Origin of the sequence: Acinetobacter sp. AC1-2, from assembly GCF_016124155.1 — a bacterium.
GTDB classification, from domain to species: domain Bacteria; phylum Pseudomonadota; class Gammaproteobacteria; order Pseudomonadales; family Moraxellaceae; genus Acinetobacter; species Acinetobacter calcoaceticus.
The window spans coordinates 1756487-1777827 of sequence record NZ_JABFFO010000001.1 but is presented as its reverse complement, the minus strand read 5'-3'; the positions used below and the strand labels follow the sequence as shown (position 1 = coordinate 1777827).

The 21341-nt window shown below is 39.8% G+C and carries 19 protein-coding genes; 12 read left to right on the top strand and 7 right to left on the bottom strand.

Annotated features, from left to right (window positions below):
• Positions 1-7: 7 nt before the first annotated feature.
• From lptC to HL290_RS08240, 9 genes are all read left to right on the top strand, one after another.
• Positions 8-556 carry an LPS export ABC transporter periplasmic protein LptC gene (gene lptC / locus HL290_RS08280; protein ID WP_133746428.1) on the top strand — a complete coding sequence of 183 codons (549 nt, stop codon included), beginning with the start codon at positions 8-10 and terminating at the stop codon, positions 554-556.
• Positions 540-1088, top strand: coding sequence for a lipopolysaccharide transport periplasmic protein LptA (lptA, locus tag HL290_RS08275; protein WP_198496165.1), 549 nt, complete (start codon positions 540-542; stop codon positions 1086-1088). Before lptC ends, lptA begins: the two co-directional genes overlap by 17 nt.
• Positions 1088-1834: an LPS export ABC transporter ATP-binding protein gene (gene lptB, locus HL290_RS08270; RefSeq protein ID WP_003650837.1), complete on the top strand. Its 747-nt coding sequence runs from the start codon at positions 1088-1090 to the stop codon at positions 1832-1834. The genes lptA and lptB overlap by 1 nt, the downstream gene beginning before the upstream one ends.
• A gap of 273 nt (positions 1835-2107) precedes the next feature.
• Complete coding sequence (locus HL290_RS18870) at positions 2108-3574, top strand: TolC family protein (RefSeq protein WP_198496164.1); 1467 nt, start codon at positions 2108-2110, stop codon at positions 3572-3574.
• Complete coding sequence (locus tag HL290_RS08260; protein WP_198496163.1) at positions 3571-5709, top strand: type I secretion system permease/ATPase; 2139 nt, start codon at positions 3571-3573, stop codon at positions 5707-5709. The genes HL290_RS18870 and HL290_RS08260 overlap by 4 nt, the downstream gene beginning before the upstream one ends.
• A complete protein-coding gene (locus HL290_RS08255; RefSeq protein WP_198496162.1) occupies positions 5706-6902 on the top strand; it encodes an HlyD family type I secretion periplasmic adaptor subunit in 1197 nt (398 codons plus the stop codon). The genes HL290_RS08260 and HL290_RS08255 overlap by 4 nt, the downstream gene beginning before the upstream one ends.
• 92 nt (positions 6903-6994) lie before the next feature.
• Complete coding sequence (locus HL290_RS08250) at positions 6995-7594, top strand: IMPACT family protein (protein ID WP_198496161.1); 600 nt, start codon at positions 6995-6997, stop codon at positions 7592-7594.
• Complete coding sequence (locus HL290_RS08245; RefSeq protein WP_198496160.1) at positions 7587-8198, top strand: acyltransferase; 612 nt, start codon at positions 7587-7589, stop codon at positions 8196-8198. The genes HL290_RS08250 and HL290_RS08245 overlap by 8 nt, the downstream gene beginning before the upstream one ends.
• Positions 8199-8353: 155 nt before the next feature.
• On the top strand, positions 8354-9196 hold the full coding sequence (locus HL290_RS08240; RefSeq protein WP_005041766.1) for a universal stress protein: 843 nt from the start codon (positions 8354-8356) through the stop codon (positions 9194-9196).
• Between the two features lie 116 nt (positions 9197-9312).
• On the opposite strand, the gene HL290_RS08235 is transcribed toward HL290_RS08240, so the two are convergent.
• Entirely contained in the window at positions 9313-9981 is a 669-nt protein-coding gene (locus HL290_RS08235) for an O-methyltransferase (RefSeq protein WP_198496159.1), read from the bottom strand.
• Positions 9982-10179: 198 nt separating this feature from the next.
• Between HL290_RS08235 and HL290_RS08230 the strand changes: the two genes are divergently transcribed.
• Positions 10180-10626: a GNAT family N-acetyltransferase gene (locus tag HL290_RS08230; protein WP_198496158.1), complete on the top strand. Its 447-nt coding sequence runs from the start codon at positions 10180-10182 to the stop codon at positions 10624-10626.
• A gap of 45 nt (positions 10627-10671) precedes the next feature.
• On the opposite strand, the gene HL290_RS08225 is transcribed toward HL290_RS08230, so the two are convergent.
• The 5 genes from HL290_RS08225 to HL290_RS08205 all read right to left on the bottom strand — a co-directional run bounded on the left by HL290_RS08225 (position 10672) and on the right by HL290_RS08205 (position 16610).
• Positions 10672-11394 carry a D-Ala-D-Ala carboxypeptidase family metallohydrolase gene (locus HL290_RS08225; RefSeq protein ID WP_198078827.1) on the bottom strand — a complete coding sequence of 241 codons (723 nt, stop codon included), beginning with the start codon at positions 11392-11394 and terminating at the stop codon, positions 10672-10674.
• Positions 11395-11525: 131 nt separating this feature from the next.
• Positions 11526-11849 (bottom strand): ferredoxin FdxA, encoded by a 324-nt coding sequence (gene fdxA, locus HL290_RS08220; RefSeq protein WP_003650851.1) that lies wholly within the window; start codon positions 11847-11849, stop codon positions 11526-11528.
• Between the two features lie 344 nt (positions 11850-12193).
• Complete coding sequence (locus HL290_RS08215) at positions 12194-12724, bottom strand: GNAT family N-acetyltransferase (RefSeq protein ID WP_198496157.1); 531 nt, start codon at positions 12722-12724, stop codon at positions 12194-12196.
• Positions 12725-12785: 61 nt separating this feature from the next.
• Entirely contained in the window at positions 12786-15425 is a 2640-nt protein-coding gene (mutS, locus tag HL290_RS08210; RefSeq protein ID WP_198496156.1) for a DNA mismatch repair protein MutS, read from the bottom strand.
• A gap of 273 nt (positions 15426-15698) precedes the next feature.
• Positions 15699-16610, bottom strand: coding sequence for a LysR family transcriptional regulator (locus tag HL290_RS08205; RefSeq protein WP_198496155.1), 912 nt, complete (start codon positions 16608-16610; stop codon positions 15699-15701).
• Positions 16611-16712: 102 nt separating this feature from the next.
• On the opposite strand from HL290_RS08205, the gene HL290_RS08200 reads away from it, so the two are divergent.
• Positions 16713-17903, top strand: a complete 1191-nt coding sequence (locus HL290_RS08200; protein WP_198496154.1) for an MFS transporter — start codon at positions 16713-16715, stop codon at positions 17901-17903.
• Between the two features lie 121 nt (positions 17904-18024).
• Here the strand turns inward: HL290_RS08200 and paaZ are convergent, their stop codons facing one another.
• Positions 18025-20127, bottom strand: coding sequence for a phenylacetic acid degradation bifunctional protein PaaZ (gene paaZ, locus HL290_RS08195; RefSeq protein WP_198496153.1), 2103 nt, complete (start codon positions 20125-20127; stop codon positions 18025-18027).
• Between the two features lie 264 nt (positions 20128-20391).
• On the opposite strand from paaZ, the gene paaA reads away from it, so the two are divergent.
• Positions 20392-21330 carry a 1,2-phenylacetyl-CoA epoxidase subunit PaaA gene (gene paaA / locus HL290_RS08190; protein WP_005041608.1) on the top strand — a complete coding sequence of 313 codons (939 nt, stop codon included), beginning with the start codon at positions 20392-20394 and terminating at the stop codon, positions 21328-21330.
• Positions 21331-21341 lie beyond the last annotated feature (11 nt).

The window sequence follows — 21341 nt, the reverse complement described above, 5'->3', positions numbered from 1 at the left end:
CCTGCTCATGGATACCAGAGTTTTATCTATTGTTGCTGTAGTGATTGCTGCTATAAGTGGTGGTTATTACTACTATAGTGGCAAAGCAAAAAAACTAGACATTGGTTCTGCGAAGAATATGACATATTCGGCGCAGGGCGTCCATTTGACTCAAACTGATGATCAAGGCAATTTGTATATTCGTGCTGAAGTTCGTCAGCTTGAACAGGATATGCAACAAAAAACATCTAAGTTGGATCAGCTTAATGCGTCTATGTATAAAGATGGCAAAGTTGATGCAACGTTCTTTGCGAAACAGGCAAATGGCTATGATGATAACCGTAAAGTTATATTATCGGGTGATGTGGTCGCAACTAAACTGGCTCCACAGGGAAAAATTGAATTCCAGACCGATGAATTAACTGGATATCCAAAGACCAGAGAAATTGAAACTGATCATCAAGTGATTGTTCATTCTCCACAGGCCGACTTTGTCAGCAAAGGATTAAAAGCTAATTTGAATAATGGTCAGTACGAATTTTTTAATGTTCGAGGAAAGTATGCACCAAAGTCTTAATTTAAAACGTTCTTCAGCTTTCCTAAAACAAGCTGCGGTAATTACATTAGTTGCTTTATCATCAGCTTCGACTTTTGCGTTGCCGTCTGACCGTGGTCAACAAATTTCACTCGTGGCAGACCGTGCAACTTATAACGAAAAAACTGGTTTGACGACTTATACCGGCAATGTCGTAATTGAGCAAGGCACGATGAAGCTTCAAGCCGATTCGATTGTTGCTACGCTAAACTCTAAACGTGAAATCCAAACGATTACTGCCAAGGGTAGACCGTCTAAATTTCAGCAACAAATAAGTGCTGATAAGGGCGTGGCACGTGGTGAAGGACAGACCATTGTTTATAATGCAGATACGGGCATTATTACATTGGCTGGTGGCGCATATTTATATCAAGATGGTTCTAGTATTCGTGGTAACTCATTGAAATATAGCATGAACAAAGGTGATGTTGAAGCTCAAGGCTCATCATCAAATCGTGTTCAAATTATTATTCCACCATCAAGTTCAAAAAGCTTTCCAGGAGCGCGTGACTAATGCAACAAGCTCTTCAACAACCCCAAACTTTGTGTATTAAGCACTTAGGAAAAAACTATAGTAAGCGTTGGGTCGTCAAAGACGTATCTTTTAGTATGCAAAGTGGACAGATTGTTGGTTTGCTTGGCCCTAACGGTGCAGGAAAAACAACAAGCTTCTATATGGTTGTAGGGCTAGTACGTATGGATAAAGGTGAAATTCACCTTGATGATCTTGATATGTCCGATTTGGCAATGCATGAACGGGCACGTAAGGGAATTGGATATCTTCCGCAAGAGGCTTCTATTTTTAGAAAGCTGACCATTGCTGAAAATATTATGTCCATTTTAGAAACACGCAAAGATTTAAATAAGCAACAGCGCCAGCAACGTCTTACTGAATTATTAAATGACTTTAAAATCAGTCATATTAAAGATTCATTGGGAATGAGTGTATCTGGTGGTGAACGCCGCCGTGCTGAAATTGCACGTGCATTGGCTGCTGATCCTAAATTTATGTTACTTGATGAGCCATTTGCCGGCGTTGACCCAATCTCGGTTGGAGATATTAAAGATATCATCCAGACTTTGAAAGATCGTGGTATCGGTGTACTCATTACTGACCATAACGTACGTGAAACTCTGGCAATTTGTGAACGTGCATATATTGTCAGTGAAGGGGCTGTGATTGCAGAAGGTACACCACAAGAAATTCTGGATAACGAGCAAGTCCGTAAAGTCTACTTAGGTGACGATTTTACAGTTTAAATAAAACAGTTAATCTATTTGTCTAAAAAGAGGTCAATGCCTCTTTTTACTTTTTTTATATTTATTTATTAAAAACAATGACTTAATATATTCATTTGATGAAAAAGTAATGTGTAAATTATTCAAGTAATTATGCTTCTTTGTGCAAAAAACTATGTAGAATGTAAAAGCTTTTAAACGATAACAAACAAGATCAACAAGACAAGCATGATTGGATATAACCAAAGAAAAGTAGAAAGGACATGTAAAAAGCCGGCTTTCCTGAAAGGGTTGATGCTTTTAACTTCGTTGCATGTACCTGTAGTGATATATGCTGCTAAACCCAGTGAGCAATATCACACCCTAAAAGACAACTTATCACAACTTTTTGCCCCTAAAAGTAGTGATGAATTTAAAGTTGCCAAGATGCAAGAGTTGAGTAATTTTAAGTTAGATCATTCTAGAGTGCAGGAGTTTCCGACTGTTCAACTCAATGATAGATCAGCTGCATCTTATTCAAATTTGCCATCAAGGAAAATGACTTTGCAGGAAGCGGTGAAAGTCGCAATCCAGCGGAACCCAGATATTTCTCAAGCCATCTCCACTTTAGCTGGCCAAAATGCGGGTATTGATTATGCCAAGGCAGGTTATTATCCCCAGCTTTCAGGTGGTATTACCACAGGTGATTTGAGTAGTGGTGAGCGTGGTCGACAGTTATTGTCCCTAAATGCGACTCAAATGCTCTATGATTTTGGTAAAGTAAAATCAGGTGTAGATGTTGAGCAGGCCAAGGTTCAGGTTGAACAGGCCAATGTGTTGGTCAGCATTGATGATATTGCACTTGACGTGGCGCAGTCGATTATCAATATTCAGCGTTACCTTCAATTAAATAAAATTGCCGAGCAGCAAATTGCAGGCATCCAGCGAATTCAGGAAATTGCCAATTTACGTGCAAATGCGGGTATTAGCAGTCAGGCTGACCCGATTCAAGCTCAGTCTTATTTACAAGCTGCTCAGTCTGGTTTGATTGCACAGCAATCTTTATTACGCCAGTACCAACAACATTTAAGAACATTACTGGGTGCAGATGTCTCGCGAACAGGTTGGATTATTTCAGATGATCTGGTGAAAGTGTCCGATTTATATGGCGAACCTGAATTCAATACCATTCCAAAAATGATTGCGGCGCAAGCCAGTGTTGAAGTTGCTAAAGCACAAAAGGAACAGACTCGTTTAACACGTTATCCAACCTTGTCCGTCAAAGGTTCCTTAAGTCAGGCCATTAATGGCAGAAACCCCAACAATGATAAAGATGACGGCTTATATAGCTCGGTCATGCTTGAAGCTAGCAGTCAGTTTTATCAAGGTGGAGCCGTTTCTTCTCAGGTCAAAATGGCAAGTTATGCAGAAGAAGCTGCAAAGTCTAAAGTCAATTCAGTTTATATGGATGTTCTGGATCAGATCAGAACCAGCCGTGAACAAATTGAAAATAAACAACGCCAAATGCAGGTACTGACCAATCGTCAGGCAACGACTGTTCGTACACGTGAACTTTATCAAGAGCAGTACAAACTTGGTACACGTTCATTGGTCGATTTATTAAATGCAGAGCAGGCCATTCATAGTGCCAATTCAGAACTCGAAACCGCACGTTATGACATCTATAACAGTATTGTGCAATACATCTCGGCAACAGGACGTTCCCGCCAAGCTTATGACTTAAATAATATTTCAATTCAGGGGTTCGAAGTACAACCATGATGACAAAAATAAACTACCAGCCCTGGTTACAGGCGGTCTTAACGATTGCTAAACATTATCGAATTGAGCCTTCAGAAGAAAGAATCCGTTTACAACTTGACTGGAACCAGAATCAAAACCTTGATGATGTTTTACAGCTCATTACACGTCAGGTTGGACTAAATTTACGTAAAGTACCGTTTTCTTTAGAGCTGCTGAATCCGTGGCGGCTACCTGTTATGGTCGAGTTTTATGACGGACAGGTTGGTATTATTGATAAAGCCGATACCCAAGGAAATGTCAGTATCCAGTTTAGTGGAGACCATGGACTTTCTCAAAATTTAAGCCTAGATGTCTTAAAAAATACCATTAAGAATGTCTATATCCTGCGTCCTGAAAGCTCCATTCCCGATGCGCGTATTGATGAATATATCAAACCCTATGAAGCAAGTTGGTTCTGGTCAATTGTTCTAAGAGACTGGAAGCGCTACGTTGATATTATGTTTGCCTCACTCATTGCCAATATTTTGGCACTGGCAACTATTATTTTCTCAATGCAGGTCTATGACCGTGTTGTGCCTTCACAGTCTGTTCCAACCTTATGGGTGCTGGCTGGTGGTGTACTCATCGCAGCACTTTTCGAATTTACCTTACGTATATCACGGGTGTATTTATCCGATATTATCGGTAAACGTGCCGACTTACGGGTTTCTGACCGCGTATTTGGTCATGCCTTAAGAATCAAGAATAAAGATCGTTCAAAGTCTACCGGTAGTTTTATTTCGCAGATTCGTGAGCTCGAAGGTGTTCGTGAACTGGTAACCTCTACCACCATTAGTGCGATTGCCGATTTTCCATTCTTTTTCCTGTTCTTGACCATCTTTGCCATTATTGGCGGGAAACTGTTTTGGGTGATGTTGCTGGTTGTGCCACTTATGCTTTTGCCGGGTATTCTGGCACAGAAAAAGCTAGCGCAACTCGCACAGGAAGGCATGAGAGAATCTTCAATTCGTAATGCCATTCTGGTTGAAGCGGTGCAGGGCATTGAAGATATCAAGCTATTACGTGCTGAATCGCGTTTCCAGAACCAGTGGAACCACATGAATGAAGTTTCAGCCGATATCGGTATGAGACAGCGTAAAATTGTCGGGACCTTAATGGCATGGACTCAAATGCTTCAGGGTCTGACCTATGCGATTGTTGTTTTAGTGGGATGTTTTGCGGTAATGGATGGTGAAATGACCACGGGTGCATTAGTGGCCTGTTCAATTTTATCTTCACGAATGCTAGGTCCGATTGCACAAATTACGGGTGTTTTAGGACGTTTACAGCAGGCGAAGGTTGCAAAACAAAGCTTAGATGAGCTTATGCAACGTCCGATTGATCAGGCTGACCGTTCACATCTGGTACATAAAGCTGCTTTAAATGGCGACTACGAATTAAAAAATGCCTTGTTCCAATATGGAGAAGACGACCCGAGACCGAGTTTGGCAATCCGTCATTTAAAAATTCGCGCTGGTGAAAAAATTGCAATTCTGGGGCGTAATGGGGCAGGTAAATCGACATTGCTTCAGCTTTTATCAGGGATGCAAGTTCCAACTCAAGGTTCAGTGCATTTAGATGGCTTAGATCTTTCTTTAATTGACCCATCTGATGTACGACGTGATATGGGTTTACTCAACCAGAATGCGTATCTTTTCTACGGTACGATTCGTGAAAACCTCACTTTGGGTGCACCGCTTGCAACCGATGAAGAGATTCTTCGAGCTTTAGTGGTGACAGGTGCATTACCTTTTGTCCAAGAGAAAAAAGAAGGACTCGATCACCTGATTTTAGAAGGTGGCGTTGGTTTCTCTGGTGGTCAGAAACAAGCGTTGTTATTGGCTCGTCTATTGATTCGTCAACCTAACATCTTATTACTCGATGAACCAACAGCAGCGATTGATGATGTGGCAGAGAAGCAACTGATTGATCATTTAAAAGGATGGCTGGCGCATCGAACCTTGGTGGTTGCGACTCACCGCCGCGCTGTTTTAGAACTGGTGGACCGTATCATTGTCGTTAACGACGGCAAAATCGTGATGGATGGTCCAAGAGATCAGGTCCTTAATCAATCAACAGCCCAACAAAAACAAGTGCAAGGGGGTAATTCATGAGCGAGCCACAACAAGAACAAGAACTCACCCGTTCAATGAATGTCTCTTATACTGAGCCACCATTACCACGTGCCAGCTTAGTGATCTGGATTGTGGGGATTGGTTTAGTTATTTTCTTTATCTGGGCATGGGTATTTAAACTTGAAGAAGTGTCTACCGGCACGGGTAAAGTGGTTCCATCGTCTAAAGAGCAGGTCATCCAGTCCTTAGAAGGTGGTATTTTAACCAAGCTAAATGTACAAGAAGGCGATATTGTTCAAAAGGGCGAAATTCTTGCGCAATTAGATCCAACCCGTTTTGCATCGAATGTCGGTGAATCAAGATCTTTACTGATCTCTGCTCAAGCAACTTCAGCACGCTTACGTGCAGAGGTAAACGGCACACCATTGGCTTTTCCAGAAATGGTGCTAAAACAACCAAAACTTGTACATGAAGAAACTGCATTATATCGCTCACGTCGGGCTGATCTTGAGCAAACACTCTCGGGTTTAAAGCAAGCTTTACAATTGGTACAACAAGAACTGGCAATGACCGAACCGTTAGTTGCTAAAGGTGCGGCCAGTGAGGTTGAAGTTTTACGTTTACGTCGCGAAGCTAATGACCTTAGAAACAAAATGAATGATGCGCAGAACCAGTATTATGTTAAGGCTCGTGAAGAGTTATCGAAAGCCAATACTGATATTGAAACGCAGCAACAAGTCGTACTGGGTCGTAGTGACAGTTTGGATCGTGCAGTGTTTAAAGCGCCGGTACGGGGTGTTGTGAAAGAAATTGCAGTTACCACCCATGGCGGTGTTATTCCGCAAAACGGTAAATTGATGACCATTGTACCGATTGATGAACAGTTGCTCATTGAAGCGCGTATTTTACCGCGTGACATTGCATTTATTCGACCGGGACAAGAAGCACTCGTTAAGATTACTGCCTATGACTACTCAATTTATGGTGGTTTAAAAGGAAAGGTTACAGTTATTTCACCAGATACGATTCGTGATGAAGTTAAACAAGACCAATTCTATTATCGTGTTTATATTCGAACCGATTCAGACAAGCTTTATAATAAAGAAGGTAAAGCTTTCGGAATTACACCGGGTATGGTGGCAACTGTAGATATTCGTACGGGTGAAAAGACGGTACTGGATTACTTACTTAAACCATTCAATAAAGCCAAAGAAGCGTTACGAGAAAGATAATAAAAAAAGCCCCGAGATTCGGGGCTTTTTTATGGGTTTGATTCTATTAAATTCACGTTATAATTTGATTTTTATTATGCTTTATTTAATTTATGGCTTTTACGATTGCATCACCCGTTACGTTTGAAGAAGAAATTAAAAAAAGTAGATTCCAAGCTATCGCTGCACCAGTAGAAAATGAACAGCAAGTTAAAGAATTTTTAGAACAAAACAAAGATATCTCGACAACTCATCAATGCTGGGCATGGAAAATTGGCCATAATGTTCGCTTTAATGATGATGGTGAACCTTCAGGAACAGCAGGGCGTCCAATCTTGGCAACCATTGAAGGGAATGACCTGACGAATATTATTGTAATGGTTAACCGCTGGTATGGTGGAATAAAGCTAGGTACAGGCGGTCTTGTCAGAGCATATGGTGGTTGTGCTGGGCAATGTTTGCTATTGGCTGAGCGTATTGAACTTATTGCAAAGAAAACGATTTATTTTTCCTGCCACTTTAATGAGTGGGCCATATTTCAATATGAGCTTACTCAACAACAAATTGAATATCAGGAAACCTATACTGCAACGGGCGTGGATATCGAAGCAAGACTACAAATACATCAAATTGAACCACTTGCCTTAAAACTCAGAGATGTAACGCGTGGTCGTGAAGAGTTAAAAATTGAAGAGGAATTAACTGATGACTGATTCCTTACTCAAATATCGGGAACAACATAAGCACCGTTTAAATTATATGCCATGGCTATATTGGACTTTAAAACCTAAAAATCGTGTTTGGGCCGAAGAGTGGCAACAAGAATATCAGGCTTATTTGATGGAGATGGAAACAGTTGAGATTGGTAAAAACTGTTTTATCTCGCCCTTAGCTCACATTTTTGCTGAACCAGGACGAAAAATTATTATTGGTGATAATTGTTTTATTGCAGCAGATTGCAGTTTGCATGGACCCATTGAAATTGGTAATGAGGTCGCGATAAATCATCATTGTATTTTAGATGGGGGGCGAGCTGGCATAAAGTTGCATGATCAGGTACGTATTGCTGCATATTGCCACTTATATGCATTTGATCATGGTATGCAGTTAGACCGTCCACTTTACCAGCAACCTGTCACCTCCAAAGGAATTGAAATTGAGCAGGACGTTTGGTTAGGTGCTCATGTGGGTATTAAAGATGGTATTAAAATAGGTAAGCATGCTGTGGTCGGCATGAATAGTATGGTGACCAAAGATGTGGAACCGTACCATATTGTAGGTGGCAACCCCGCAAAATTTCTTCGTTTAAGGGAATAATTCAGTCTTAAGAATGTAATAAGATGTTTGATCTTTAAACAAAAAAGTTGATTTTTATACATAAACCTTAACATACGAATTTTTATCTATGTTAAGTTAAAGCTAAGTTTTAAGAATAATCTCCAAGGCAAAAGACCTGAAGAAGAGAGGCTGACATGAACCGTGTTATTGCGTGTATTGACTCATCACCGTGTATTAATGCTATTGCCGATGCAGCAGCATGGGTTGCTAAAGCAACCGGACGAGAACTTGTATTATTACAAATTCTAGACTATTACCCTGCAAGTTATCATCTTGGTGAAATTAGTGGCGTAATTGGCTTTGAAAGCAATGCAATGCTGCTAAAAGAGTTAGCTGAGCTGGAACAAAAACAAAGTGAACTCGCTTTAGACTATAGCAATAATTTACTCCGTCATATTTCTGATCTTATTAAAGAAAAATACGATATTACATGTTCAAAAATTCAAGAAAAAGGTGATTTTTTAGAGCAAAGTTTTAATCTTTTGCATGAAAATGACATCGTAATTTTAGGTCGAGTCGGGGAAAGAGCTGCCGAAAAACAGAAACCAATTGGTAGTAATGTTGAAAACTTTATTCGTGGAGCCAACTGTACTGTTTTGACCATTGGTGAAAACTTTAAAATACCGACACGATTTATTTTCGCCTATGAATATTCACCAACTTGTCAAAAAATGATGCGCCGCATTGCTCAAAGTGATTTATTGCGAACACTGCAATGTCATTTGGTTTATGTCGGTGATCACCCAGAAGTACTCAATGAACCTGAGCATTATCTTAAACAAGCGGGTATAGATGTAGTGACCGTATATCGCTATGGCGATGTTGCACAAAATATTTTAGAGTACCAACAAGAACATGGTATTCAAATTATTGTGCTAGGCGCATTTAGTCATAGCAAAATTCATCAGTTCTTCTTGGGAAGTATTGCAACAACAGTATTCCGAAATGCGACTGTACCATTGCTAGTAGCTAAATAATAAGATTTGCATATAGTTATCCGCAAATCTTGTGGATAACTATATGGAAAAGCAAGTGTAATAAAAGTAATTTATTGATTATAAATAATAAAATAAAAAAGACGATTTTTTAACCATTATTTCACAATTGCAATTGCGAAGCCATCATGGCCTTTTGAGCCAACTGTTTGTAATGCTGTACAAGACAAGATTTGTGGATGGTTTTCGAGGGCTTTAAACATTTCACGAATGCCTTCAATACTTGGTTTTTTATTATCTGGATTTAAAATATCACCTGCGCGAATCACATTATCAAGCACAATAATCGTACCTGATTTAGAAAATTTTAGGCTCAATTCTAAATATTCCGGATATCCCTGTTTATCTGCATCAATGAAAATAAAATCAAAAGGCTCGATAGATTGAGGATCAATCTCAGAAAGAATATCTGCTGCACGGCCAGTTTTAAGTTCAACTTTTACAGGAAGATTTGCATGGTCGATATTTTTTTGTGCCATTTCTGCGTGAGTGTCACGGCCTTCTATTGTGAGTAAATAACCATCTTCAGGTAAGGCACGGCCTAACCAAATTGTACTGTATGCAGCAAAGGTTCCAATTTCTAAAACTCGTTTGCATTTATTCATTTGAATAAGCATCTGCAAGAACATTCCTTGGTTAGGAGCCACTGCAAGATGATTTGAGAAGCCGTGTTCATCGGTATTTTTTAATGCATATTCGAGTCGCGGGTCTTCGGGAATTAAATGTGAATCGATATATTCGTCAATGTCTGTCCACATCTGCTGCATAATCAAATTTACCTATATGTTGATAGGGGTATTTTAAACGTTTATGCCTAGAGTGCAAAAATCTTCGTTTGAAGAAATTTTGGTTGATTATTGAATGAGCAAATTAATTTTTCTGAGTTACCGACCCAAATTAAACAAGGAGTATAAAAAGGTTCATTTCTTGCTTATTTTTATCAATGTGTAGTTAGGGATGTATAAATGAGAATTACGTTGTGTGCTTTTACACGTGTAGATTTTGAAGAGGGTATTGAGGTTTATTGTTCAGCTTTTAGTAATGAGCCATGGAATGAGCAGTTTGATGATTTAGAACCAATTAGAAAATATTTTGAGAGATATTTTCAATATTCATCTTCTTTTGGCTTTTGTGCAAAATGGGGAAACCAATTAATTGGTGTGGGAATGGGGCATATTCATCCCACTATACAAGGACTTCGTTATTATCTAGATGATTTTTTTATTCACCCCCAATATCAGGGAAAAGGAGTTGGCTCTAAGCTTTTAAAGTATATAGAAGGAAAGTGTAGAGAAAATAATATAGAAACCATTGTTCTGCACACGTTAAGAGCATCTATTTCCGAAGATTTTTATAAAAAGCATGGCTTTAAAAACCGCTCAAAACTCATCTCTTTAGCCAAACGTTTGTAATGGGTTTAAGTGAAAACTCCTTTCGATTGAAAGGAGTTTTTTAATTTAAAAATTACACATCGAACTGCTTCGAGTTAAATCAGGTCCCCAAGTACGATAGCCTTGAGTATCGATATGAATTTGTCCGGAGCTATATAAACCAATACCCATATTTAAGCTTTGGCCATGCTGAGCCCAGAATTGGCAGAGTTTAAATTTGGTATTTTCAATAAATGCGTAATCTTGAGCTTGTGGAAACTCAGGACCAATACGGAAATCAATTGCAGAGTTAAATAAATGCTTAGAAGAGCTTGCGCCACCAGCACATTCATTTAAAGGTAAATCTCGGTAAACTGAGGTTACCTCAAAGTCGGTTAAAACTTTTGATGCAACTAAATATTTAAATACGCGTAGGGTTGATAAAGAATTTCCCCAAAGTTCGCGATTAGGCACAGCATATTCTGAACGCCCACATTTTTGCCAATCGCGCGCTGAACGTAATAACTCAAAACTTGGCACAATACCCGCGACATTATTTCGGGTTAAGAATTTTTCGTATTCACGAACACGTTCGTAATTTTCACCAGAACTTAACCAACCTCGATAAGATGTAGGCTCAACTTTAGGAGGAATTGGGCGCTCGATAATAACGCGCTCTTGTGGAATAAAGATTCGTTTACCACTTGGAGAGGTTTTGCCTGTTGTTGTGTGTTGGGGAGAGCTGACACAACCTACCATAACCGCTGGGATTATGCATAAGGGCACCATACTCTGCAAAAACTTCCGCATAAGAAAAATTAAGCACTTATAAATATTGCGGCTATTTTAATGCAAAACAGTGCACAAATTACGAGGAATTTGCAATGAAATGTTTGAATAGGGTATAAAAAAAGATCAGCGGTTGCTGATCTTTTTTAAAATTACTTTTCAAGATATTGTAATTTATCAGGTTTGCCGTTCCATTCTTCACGGTCAGCCGGTTGATCACCAATTTGAGTAATGTTAGGCCATTTTTGAGAAAGGTCAGCATTGAGCTCAATAAATACTTCTTGACCTTCTGGTAACTCATCTTCAGAGAAAATTGCATTTGCCGGGCACTCTGGTTCACATAATGCACAGTCAATACATTCATCCGGATTGATCACTAGGAAATTCGGACCTTCGTAAAAACAGTCTACAGGACAAACTTCTACGCAATCTTGGTATTTACATTTAATACAATTTTCAGTGACAACAAAGGTCATGGCGACAGCTACCTAAAAAATATGGTTTCATTTCGAATAGCTTATTTTAGGCAAAAAAGGGGTAAACAAACAATTGCTTTTATTGATATTCTTTATTCATGCATATGAAGATAAGTTAATACGTTGATAATCAAACGGATCTTCCATCCTTAAGATGTGTTAGTTTATAAAATTAAAATAATAATATATTTTATAAAACAATTACTTAAAAAATATTTCCTTTAAATATCCAGATGTCATTTAAGTCAAGGCATCTATTTTATTAAATGCCTTAATTTCTCATTTTTCTTTTACAAATTTTGATTTTCTGCTTTTTTTGTTGAAAATCACTTAAATCTGTAGAACTAAAGGGTACAGAGCAAATGAATATCTTCAGGTTCTAATTGCCAAAGTTGTTGATCTGGGACATTTAACGGTTGTGCGCCATGCTTGATATAGAAATCTACAGTGCGCCGACTTGGGGTCGCCGAAATATACAGTTGTTTTGCACTGAGTTGGTTGGCGGACTCTTTTGCGGCTTGCATAAGTTTGGCACCAATGCCTCTACCTTGTTGGTCTGCATCGACATAGAAATAGTGTAGTAATTTAACGTGAGGGTAGTCAGCTATAATTTGATTTGATACCACACTCACACCAACAAGTTTTTCTGCTGCATCAAATGCACCTATAAATAGAGCACCTTGCTCATAGAGTTGTTTTAATTTGGGTGGGTCATTTTCTAAATGATATGAGTCCCAATGTTGGACATCAAAAAAACAATCAACTAACTCTAAGTGTTGTTGATGTTGAATATACATTTGAGTGATTAATTCACGGCGGCTAATCTGCTGCCAAATAAGATCAATTTCTGAAATTTGCAAAGATCTTAAAATCATATAAATATTATGCTCCGATATGAATAAGCAGACCTAAGCCTGCTTATTCAGACGTGATTTATTAGGATTTTAGCGCAGCTTTTAACTCGTAGAGCTGCTCAAGCGCCTGACGAGGCGATAAGTTATCGACTTCAATTTGCTTAAGTAAATCTAGAGCAGGGGATGAAACCTCTATCTCAACAACTTTCTCTATGATTTGTGAACCAGCGTTCGCATCTGGTGGCGCAAACAAATCATTTTGAAAGCTCGTTTGTAGATGTTGCTGCTGCTGTTTCTCTAAAATACGTAAACGTTTTTGAGCTTCTTTAATCACATTGGCAGGAATACCTGCTAATTTTGCGACCTGTAAACCATGACTTTGACTTGCAGGACCTTGCTGAACTTTATGTAATAAAATCAGGTTGCCATTCAGCTCTTGCGCCGTGACATGGTAGTTATCAATTCCTGCTTCACCACCAAGTTCAGTCAACTCGAAATAATGCGTGGCAAATAGACATAAACATTTGACGCGTTTGGTTAAATCAACCACACATGCCCATGCTAAAGACAAGCCATCATAGGTACTGGTTCCGCGGCCAACTTCATCCATCAAAACAAGAGATTGATTAGTCGCATGATGCAGAATTTGAGAGGTTTCTGTCATTTCAACCATAAAGGTCGATTTGCCTGTAGATAAATCGTCGGCTGAACCAATACGAGTGAAAATACGATCGATTGGACCGAGTTTGGCTGCTTTGGCTGGAATATAACTACCACAATAAGCCAATAAACTAATTAATGCCGTTTGACGCATGAATGTTGATTTACCGCCCATGTTTGGGCCAGTAATAATTGCCATGCGATGTTGGCTATCAAGAAAAGTATCATTTGGTGTAAATGGTGCTTTATTTAATGCTTCAACTACAGGGTGACGGCCTGCCTGAATTTTAATGCCCGTTTCTGGGGTAAATTCAGGACGCGCCCAATTGTTTAAGCGTGCTTGATGAGCAAAGTTAGCAACCACATCAATTTGAGCAATTGCTGAACTCATCATTTGGAGGTGAGCAATATTTTCGCGAAGGTTTTCAAGTAAAGCTTCAAATAATGCTTTTTCACGTGCTAATGCACGCGACTCGCTCGACAGGACTTTATCTTCAAAACTTTTTAACTCAGGGGTAATGTAGCGTTCAGCATTTTTTAAAGTCTGGCGACGGATATAATCAGCTGGAGCTTGCTCTGCTTGCGCACGAGTGAGTTCGATGTAGTAACCACTTACACGGTTATAACCGATTTTAAGAGTATTAATGCCAGTACGTTCACGCTCTTTAATTTCTAAATCAATGAGGAATTGACCTGCGTGATCGCGAATTTGGCGTAATTCATCGAGGTCAGCATCGTAGCCTTCTGCAATTACATTGCCATCACGAAGTAATATAGGTGGGTTTTCAACAATGGCTGCCATCAAATGTTGATGAAGCGCTTTAAAATCACCAAGTTCTTGATCAAGTTGAACTAATAGTTTGGATTTTTTCGCTTGAATGACAGGAGTTAATGCCGTTCTTAAAGCTGGAATTTGTGCACATGCATGACGAAGTTGTACTAAATCACGTGGTCGCGCACTGCCTAGTGCAACGCGGCTAAGCACACGCTCAATATCACCAATTTCTTTAAGCACTAAACGAACTGGGCTTTCATGATATCCCTGAATTAATTGCTCAATGGCATCTAAACGACCATCGAGTAAGGCCGTATCACGAACAGGTTGCATGAGTGTACGGCTTAATAAACGGCCACCCATTGCAGTTTGGCAGTCATTTACCAGTTGGAATAATGACGTGCCGTGTTCAAATAATGGTTCAATAATTTCTAAGTTACGACGTGTGATTGGGTCAAGCGCAATAAAGTCTGTGCTTTGTTCAAGTTGAATTGAACGAATATGTGGTAATGCAGTTTTTTGTGTTTCTTTTGCATAGTGAATGAGTGCAGCGGCAGCAGCTTTGGCTAAAGGCAATGGGTCTAAACCAAAACCTGAAAGCGTTGATACCGTAAACTGGTCACATAAGGTTTTTTGTGCATTATTTTGATTGAAGTCTACATTCGGACGTTTGGTAACGGGACAATCTAAGTGCTTTTTAATTTGTTCGATAATATTCGTGTCGACCAAGTCTTCATCAATCAAGATTTCACTTGGCATTAAACGCGCAAGTTCGATAGGCAATTGTTCTGGCTTGTAATCTTGTTGTTGAACTTTAAAAATGCCTGCACTTAAGTCGAGTAAAGCAAAACCAATCTGGTTTTGATGGATGCATAATGAAACTAGATTGGATGATTGATAACTGCTGAGTAATGCATCATCAGTTAACGTACCCGGAGTAAGAATACGAACAACTTTACGATCAACCGGACCTTTACCTGTCACTTCTCCAACTTGTTCGCAAATGGCTACAGTGCGCCCAGCTTTGACAAGACGTGCAAGATAACCTTCTGCCGCGTGATAGGGAACACCCGCCATTGGAATAGGTCGCCCACTGGCTTTGCCACGATGGGTTAAGGTGATGCCTAAAAGTTTGGCTGCTAAATGAGCATCTTCAAAGAAGAGCTCATAAAAGTCACCCATACGGTAAAACAGCAACGCATGTTGATAGTCCGTTTTGACTTTGAGATATTGCTGCATCATAGGTGTATGAGAAGATAAGTCAGCCATGATTTCAGCGCTATTCATGCGTATTAAACCCTTAAAAAATCAATAATAAATAAGTTAACTTTGAAAGTCTGGTTATCGAACCAATTCTAACAACTTCTGTGTAAATCTGACTTAATCTAAGAAAAAAGTATACCTTTGTAGTGTACCTTTTTTAGTGTCAATATTGAGTTAACAGTGTGTGAGAACTTAACTTAATTTTTCACGGTTGCTATCTTAACAAATTGAGACTAATTGACAAAAAAGATTCCTAAAATGAGCGAGGAAATAAATAGCAAAAAGAAAGTGGCCTTATCAGCTCAAACTATCACTCAATTTCTGCTGTATGAAATCAATAAGCGCTCTTGTTTTAGCGGGTAAGTAACGGCGATTTGAATAAAGTGCGAACAATTGCAATGGAGCTGCCGATTGTTCAAACTCAACCTCGATTAACCGTCCATCGCTAATGTATGGCTGGCAGGCTTGTTTGGATAGAATTGCAAAACCGACACCTGATATCGCAGCTTGTCCTGCCATTTCTCCGCTGTTTACTCGATAATGCCCTTTAACCTTGATGGTCTCGAATTCCCCCTTTTTATTCACAAATTGCCAGGGAGCACCTTTGAGTGCACTTACCGTTGTAATACAGGGCAATTCTTCAAATTGCTGGATATGAGTAGGGGTGCCATAACGCTGAATGACGGAGGGGGCTGCAACAATGGTGCAAGGGATAGTCACCAAATGACGGGCGATGTAGTCACTGTTATCCATCTGACCGCGGGTAATAATGATAGCTAAATCCAGATCATCTCGCAGAGATTCAAAACCTGACAAATTTGTGATACAGCTGATCTCTAGGTCTGGGTACTGAAAGGCGAAATTGGCAATAACAGAACCCAGCAATGCAGGACCTATTTCATTGGGAATACAGATACGTAATGGACCCTTGAGTTGCATTTGCCGCAACGTTAACTCTGTCTCAGTTTGCTCAAGCGCCTCCAGTAATGGCTTTGCTCTAGTATAGAGTAGCTGCCCCGCCTGAGTGAGTTTCATATGTCGGGTGCTACGCTCAATGAGCTGAAGATCCAGTTTTTCTTCTAACTGAGAAATACAGCGACTAACATTTGATGTCGGCATTTCAAGGATTTTCGATGCCCCAACAAAACTTTCTCTTTCAACCACCGCAATGAACACTTTCAGGGTATTAAAATCCAGAGTCGGACGCATCGATTATCCCATATTTGATAATAATAAGTGCCATTTCTACCATATAATAAACACCATTGATAGCAGTTAAACTCGGACATCTTTTATCTATAGGTTACTGCGATGTCCCTAGCCACACAGACGTTTAATCATAAAGCCCTCATACGGATAGCCATTGTAATTGCTTTCGTTCAGTTCTCGAATGCACTGGAATATATGGTGTTCAATCCTGTTTTTGTTTTTATGGCAACAGATTTCGCAGTGCCTGTATCGTTCTCAGGTTATGTGTCGGGTATGTACACACTTGGTGCCGTTCTTTCGGGAGTTATTGCCTTTTACTGGATTGGTCATTTCAATAAGAAAAAATTTTTAATCGCTAATATGGCGCTATTAGGTCTACTGACACTTTTAACTACATTCACATCCAGTTTTAATCTTCTGCTCGCGCTACGATTCTGCGCAGGGTTAGTTGGCGGTACGACAATGGGTGTGGGTATAAGTATATTGATAAACAACATACCGCCTTACTTGCGCGGAAAAATGTTGGCGACGGTGATTGCGTCATTTTCGATAGTAAGCATTGTAGGAATGCCCACGATATTATTTTTGTGCACCCATTATGGCTGGTATGTGGCTTTGTGGCTAATAAGTGCCTTGTGCGTGTTGGCACTGCCATTGATTGTATTCATCATCCCCCAAGACCCAGTTTCTTTAGATACGTCCTCTAAGCTGCCTCTTGATATGGACACTTTACTGTTCGCTTCCAGTAATGCGCTTGTACAGTTTAGTCCTATGCTGGTTATTCCTATTCTGGCGCCATTAATGATACAACAGTTGGGCGCTTCGCAAGATCTACTGCCTTGGCTCTTCTTCAGCGGGGGCGTTATAGGTTATCTGTCTACAAAAATCACAGGGGCGTTAACCTCCCGTTTTTCTGCTCTGATACTGGCTACAGGTTCTACCATCGTCTTTATATTGAGTTTGCTGATACCAATTCTAGGCTATCAGTATGCAACGTTATTTATTACTTTATTTCTAGGCGCATCTTACAGTCGTTTGGTGTCATCTTCGGTGGTTTCGATTCAGTTTCCTGATGATAGGCAACGAGCTGGATTCTCTTCATTACAGACATCAATCATGTATCTGGTTACAACCATCGCATTCTTTCTGTCTGCTTTTCTATTACCTGATCATGGTATGGCACCACCAAATGTAAAAAAGTTACTGATGATATGTGCAATTTCCGCAGCAGGATTCCCAATTCTCGTTATTATTCTGCAAAAGAAACTGGCTAAACGTTTTCATCCAACATAACTCTAAAGTCGCTATTTTCGGTACATTAAAAGGGTGACGACATTTCTTGTAGTGTAAGTTTAATGCCTATGTAAAATAAAAAAACTGATGGATATTGGCTATCCATCAGTTTGAGTTCTATTTATAAATCACGAGCAACTAAAGTTAAAATGTCGTAAGTTGCGACAAGTTCACCACGCTGGTTTTTGACTTTAATATCCCACACCACAACCCCATGAGCAGGCTGAGATGGATCTCTTTGTGGCTTAGGTGTTTTCTGCTTACAGGTCAATTCAACCTGAATCGAGTCACCAATTTTAACTGGTTCAACAAAGCGTAAGTTGTCCATACCGTAATTGGCAATAACTGGACCTTGCGCTGCATCTACAAACAAACCTGCTGCGGCAGAAACAATAAAGTAGCCGTGTGCAACGCGTTCACCAAAGAAAGACTCGGCAGCTGCAATTTTGTCGGTATGCGCATAGAAATAGTCACCGCTTAAACCAGCAAAATTGACAATATCTGCTTCACTTACGGTGCGACGCGCTGTTAATAAACGTTCACCAATGACTAACTCATCAAACGACTTTTTAAATGGATGTACACGGTCTTCGTTGACCTTAGAGCCAGCAGTCCACGAGTGGGTAATTTGTGTCAAGCTATTTGGAGAACCCTGAATTGCAGTGCGCTGCATATAGTGTTTAACGGCACGAATACCACCTAATTCTTCACCGCCACCTGCACGACCAGGTCCGCCGTGTACTAAATGCGGAAGTGGAGAACCATGTCCTGTACTTTCTTTAGCTGAATCTGCATCGAGTACATGCACACGTCCATGCCAAGGCGCAATTTTTTGAATAATCTGTTCGATATTCTCATCGTTATTTTTAACGACTGAAGCCACTAAGCTACCTTCACCACGTGAAACGAGATCGGCAAGTTCCTCAATGTTTTGATATGGCATGAGTGTACATACTGGACCGAAAGCTTCTGTCGTATGAATATGTGCCGCTTGCAAAGGTTGTTCGCATAACAATAAAGTTGGAGCGAAAAAAGCACCTTTTTCAGGATGATCTGCATTAAATGTAAAGCTAGTGCTGTCACCAAAAACAATTTTTGCATCTTTGCTGAGTTCAGCAACTTTTTCTGTAACGTCATGTTTTTGTTTAATGCTCGCTAAAGCGCCCATTGTAGTTTCTTCTTTTTGAGGGTCGCCCACCACAACCTTAGCAAGTTTGGCGGTTAGCTTTTCTTGCACTATAGTTAACAAATTCTCAGGAACGAAAGCACGACGAATTGCAGTACATTTTTGGCCTGCTTTTGTGGTCATCTCACGGAAAACTTCACGCACAAATAAATCGACAGTTTCTTCATTTGCTTCAGGGCTTAAAATTGCACTGTTTACCGAGTCGGCTTCCATGCTAAATGGAATTGAATATTTATTGAGGTGAGGGTGGTTACGTAGTTTTTGGCCAGTGTAGGCAGAACCTGTAAATGTGACACAGTCTTGTGGACCTAAATGCTCTAACAGGTCATAAGTTTGACCGCAAATTAGTTGTAACGAGCCTTTTGGTAGTACATGTGCTTCTTCAATGGCTTTTACAACAGCTTGAGTTAATTGAGAACCATCGGTTGCAGGTTTAACAACACATGGCACGCCAGCAAGTAGAGTTGGTGCAATCTTTTCAAGCATTCCCCAGATTGGGAAGTTAAAAGCATTGATATGAACTGCAACACCCGTTTTAGGACTTAAAATGTGTTTGGCACCAAAAGTTCCATTTTTAGATAATTGAATCCAGCTGTCTTCAGTAATAATTTTTTCATCATTAAGTTCACGACGAACCAAACTTGAATATGCAAATAAGGTCTGGATACCGCCTTCAATATCAATCCATGCATCTTTACGAGTTGCACCTGTTGCATACGCAAGTTTGTAGAACTCTTCCTTGCGCTCAAGTAAATATTGAGCAATTTGTTTTAAAGCATTTGCACGTTGGTGAAACGTCCAGTTTGCCAGTTCTGAACCGTTTTGTTTGGCATATTGAACAACACGTTTCATATCAATGCCATGACTACTTACGGCATAAATAGCTTCACCTGTAATGGCATGGAAAACAGGACGCAGTTCTTCACTGGTCGAATGCCATGTTCCATAGACATAAGAAGCAAGGTGAGGTAGTTGATGCTCAGACTGCTGAAAATCTGTGTCAGTTGTGGTTCCTTCTAGGTGTGCTTGTTCAAGCATGACCAAACTCCTTTTTATGTGATACATCAATTATAAAAATTGCAAAAATATGATTCATAATTTCAGATTAATTTGTCTAAAAGTCAACTTTATTTTGATTTTTAAAAGTAAAAAAGTTTTTTACATTTGATTAATATTTATTTATTTCAATTGTTTAATTTGGTTTTGGTGGGTGAATTTAATTTGATACTAAAAAATAGGTTGACTTTGTTTTTAGTGTATCGAAAAATAGATTTAAGGGTGATGCCTACAGGGAATGAAAGAATGGAAAATAATTACCAGAAATTTGAACAAAATATTGCCAATGACATTACGATCGAGGCTAAGGATGAAATGCCCGATGCCTATCGCAAAACATTGATTCGTCAAATCGGGCAACATGGCCATTCTGAAATTGTAGGTATGTTGCCTGAAGGGAACTGGATTACTCGTGCGCCAACTTTAAAACGTAAAGCGGTTTTGTTGGCGAAGGTGCAAGATGAAGCGGGTCATGGTTTGTATTTGTACAGCGCAGCAGAAACTTTAGGCGCTGACCGTGATGACATGATGGAAAAATTAATTGATGGGAAAATGAAATACTCATCAATCTTTAACTATCCAACTTTGACTTGGGCAGATGTCGCTGCAATTGGCTGGCTTGTCGATGGGGCAGCCATTGTGAATCAAGTTGCGCTTTGCCGTACTTCATATGGGCCATATGCACGTGCAATGGTACGTATTTGTAAAGAAGAAAGTTTCCACCAACGTCAAGGTTTTGAAGCGATGATGGCTTTGGCAAACGGTACACCAGAACAAAAACAGATGGCACAAGATGCAGTAAATCGCTATTGGTGGCCTGCACTCATGATGTTTGGCCCAAGTGATGAGCATTCTCCAAATAGCGCACAAAGTCTGGCGTGGAAAGTCAAACGCTTTGGTAATGATGAATTACGTCAAAAGTTTGTCGATAACACCGTACCGCAAGTGTTGCAGCTTGGCTTGGAAGTACCAGATCCAGATTTAAAGTTTAATGAAGAAACAGGCCACTATGAGTTTGGCGAGATCGACTGGCACGAATTTAATGAAGTGATTGCTGGACGTGGACCATGTAATCACGAGCGTATCGAAGCGCGCCGTAAAGCATGGGAAAACGGCAAATGGGTTCGTGATGCAGCCGTGGTCTACGCTAAAAAACAACAGCTTGAAGCGAACAAAGTGGCTTAACAAGATTTATG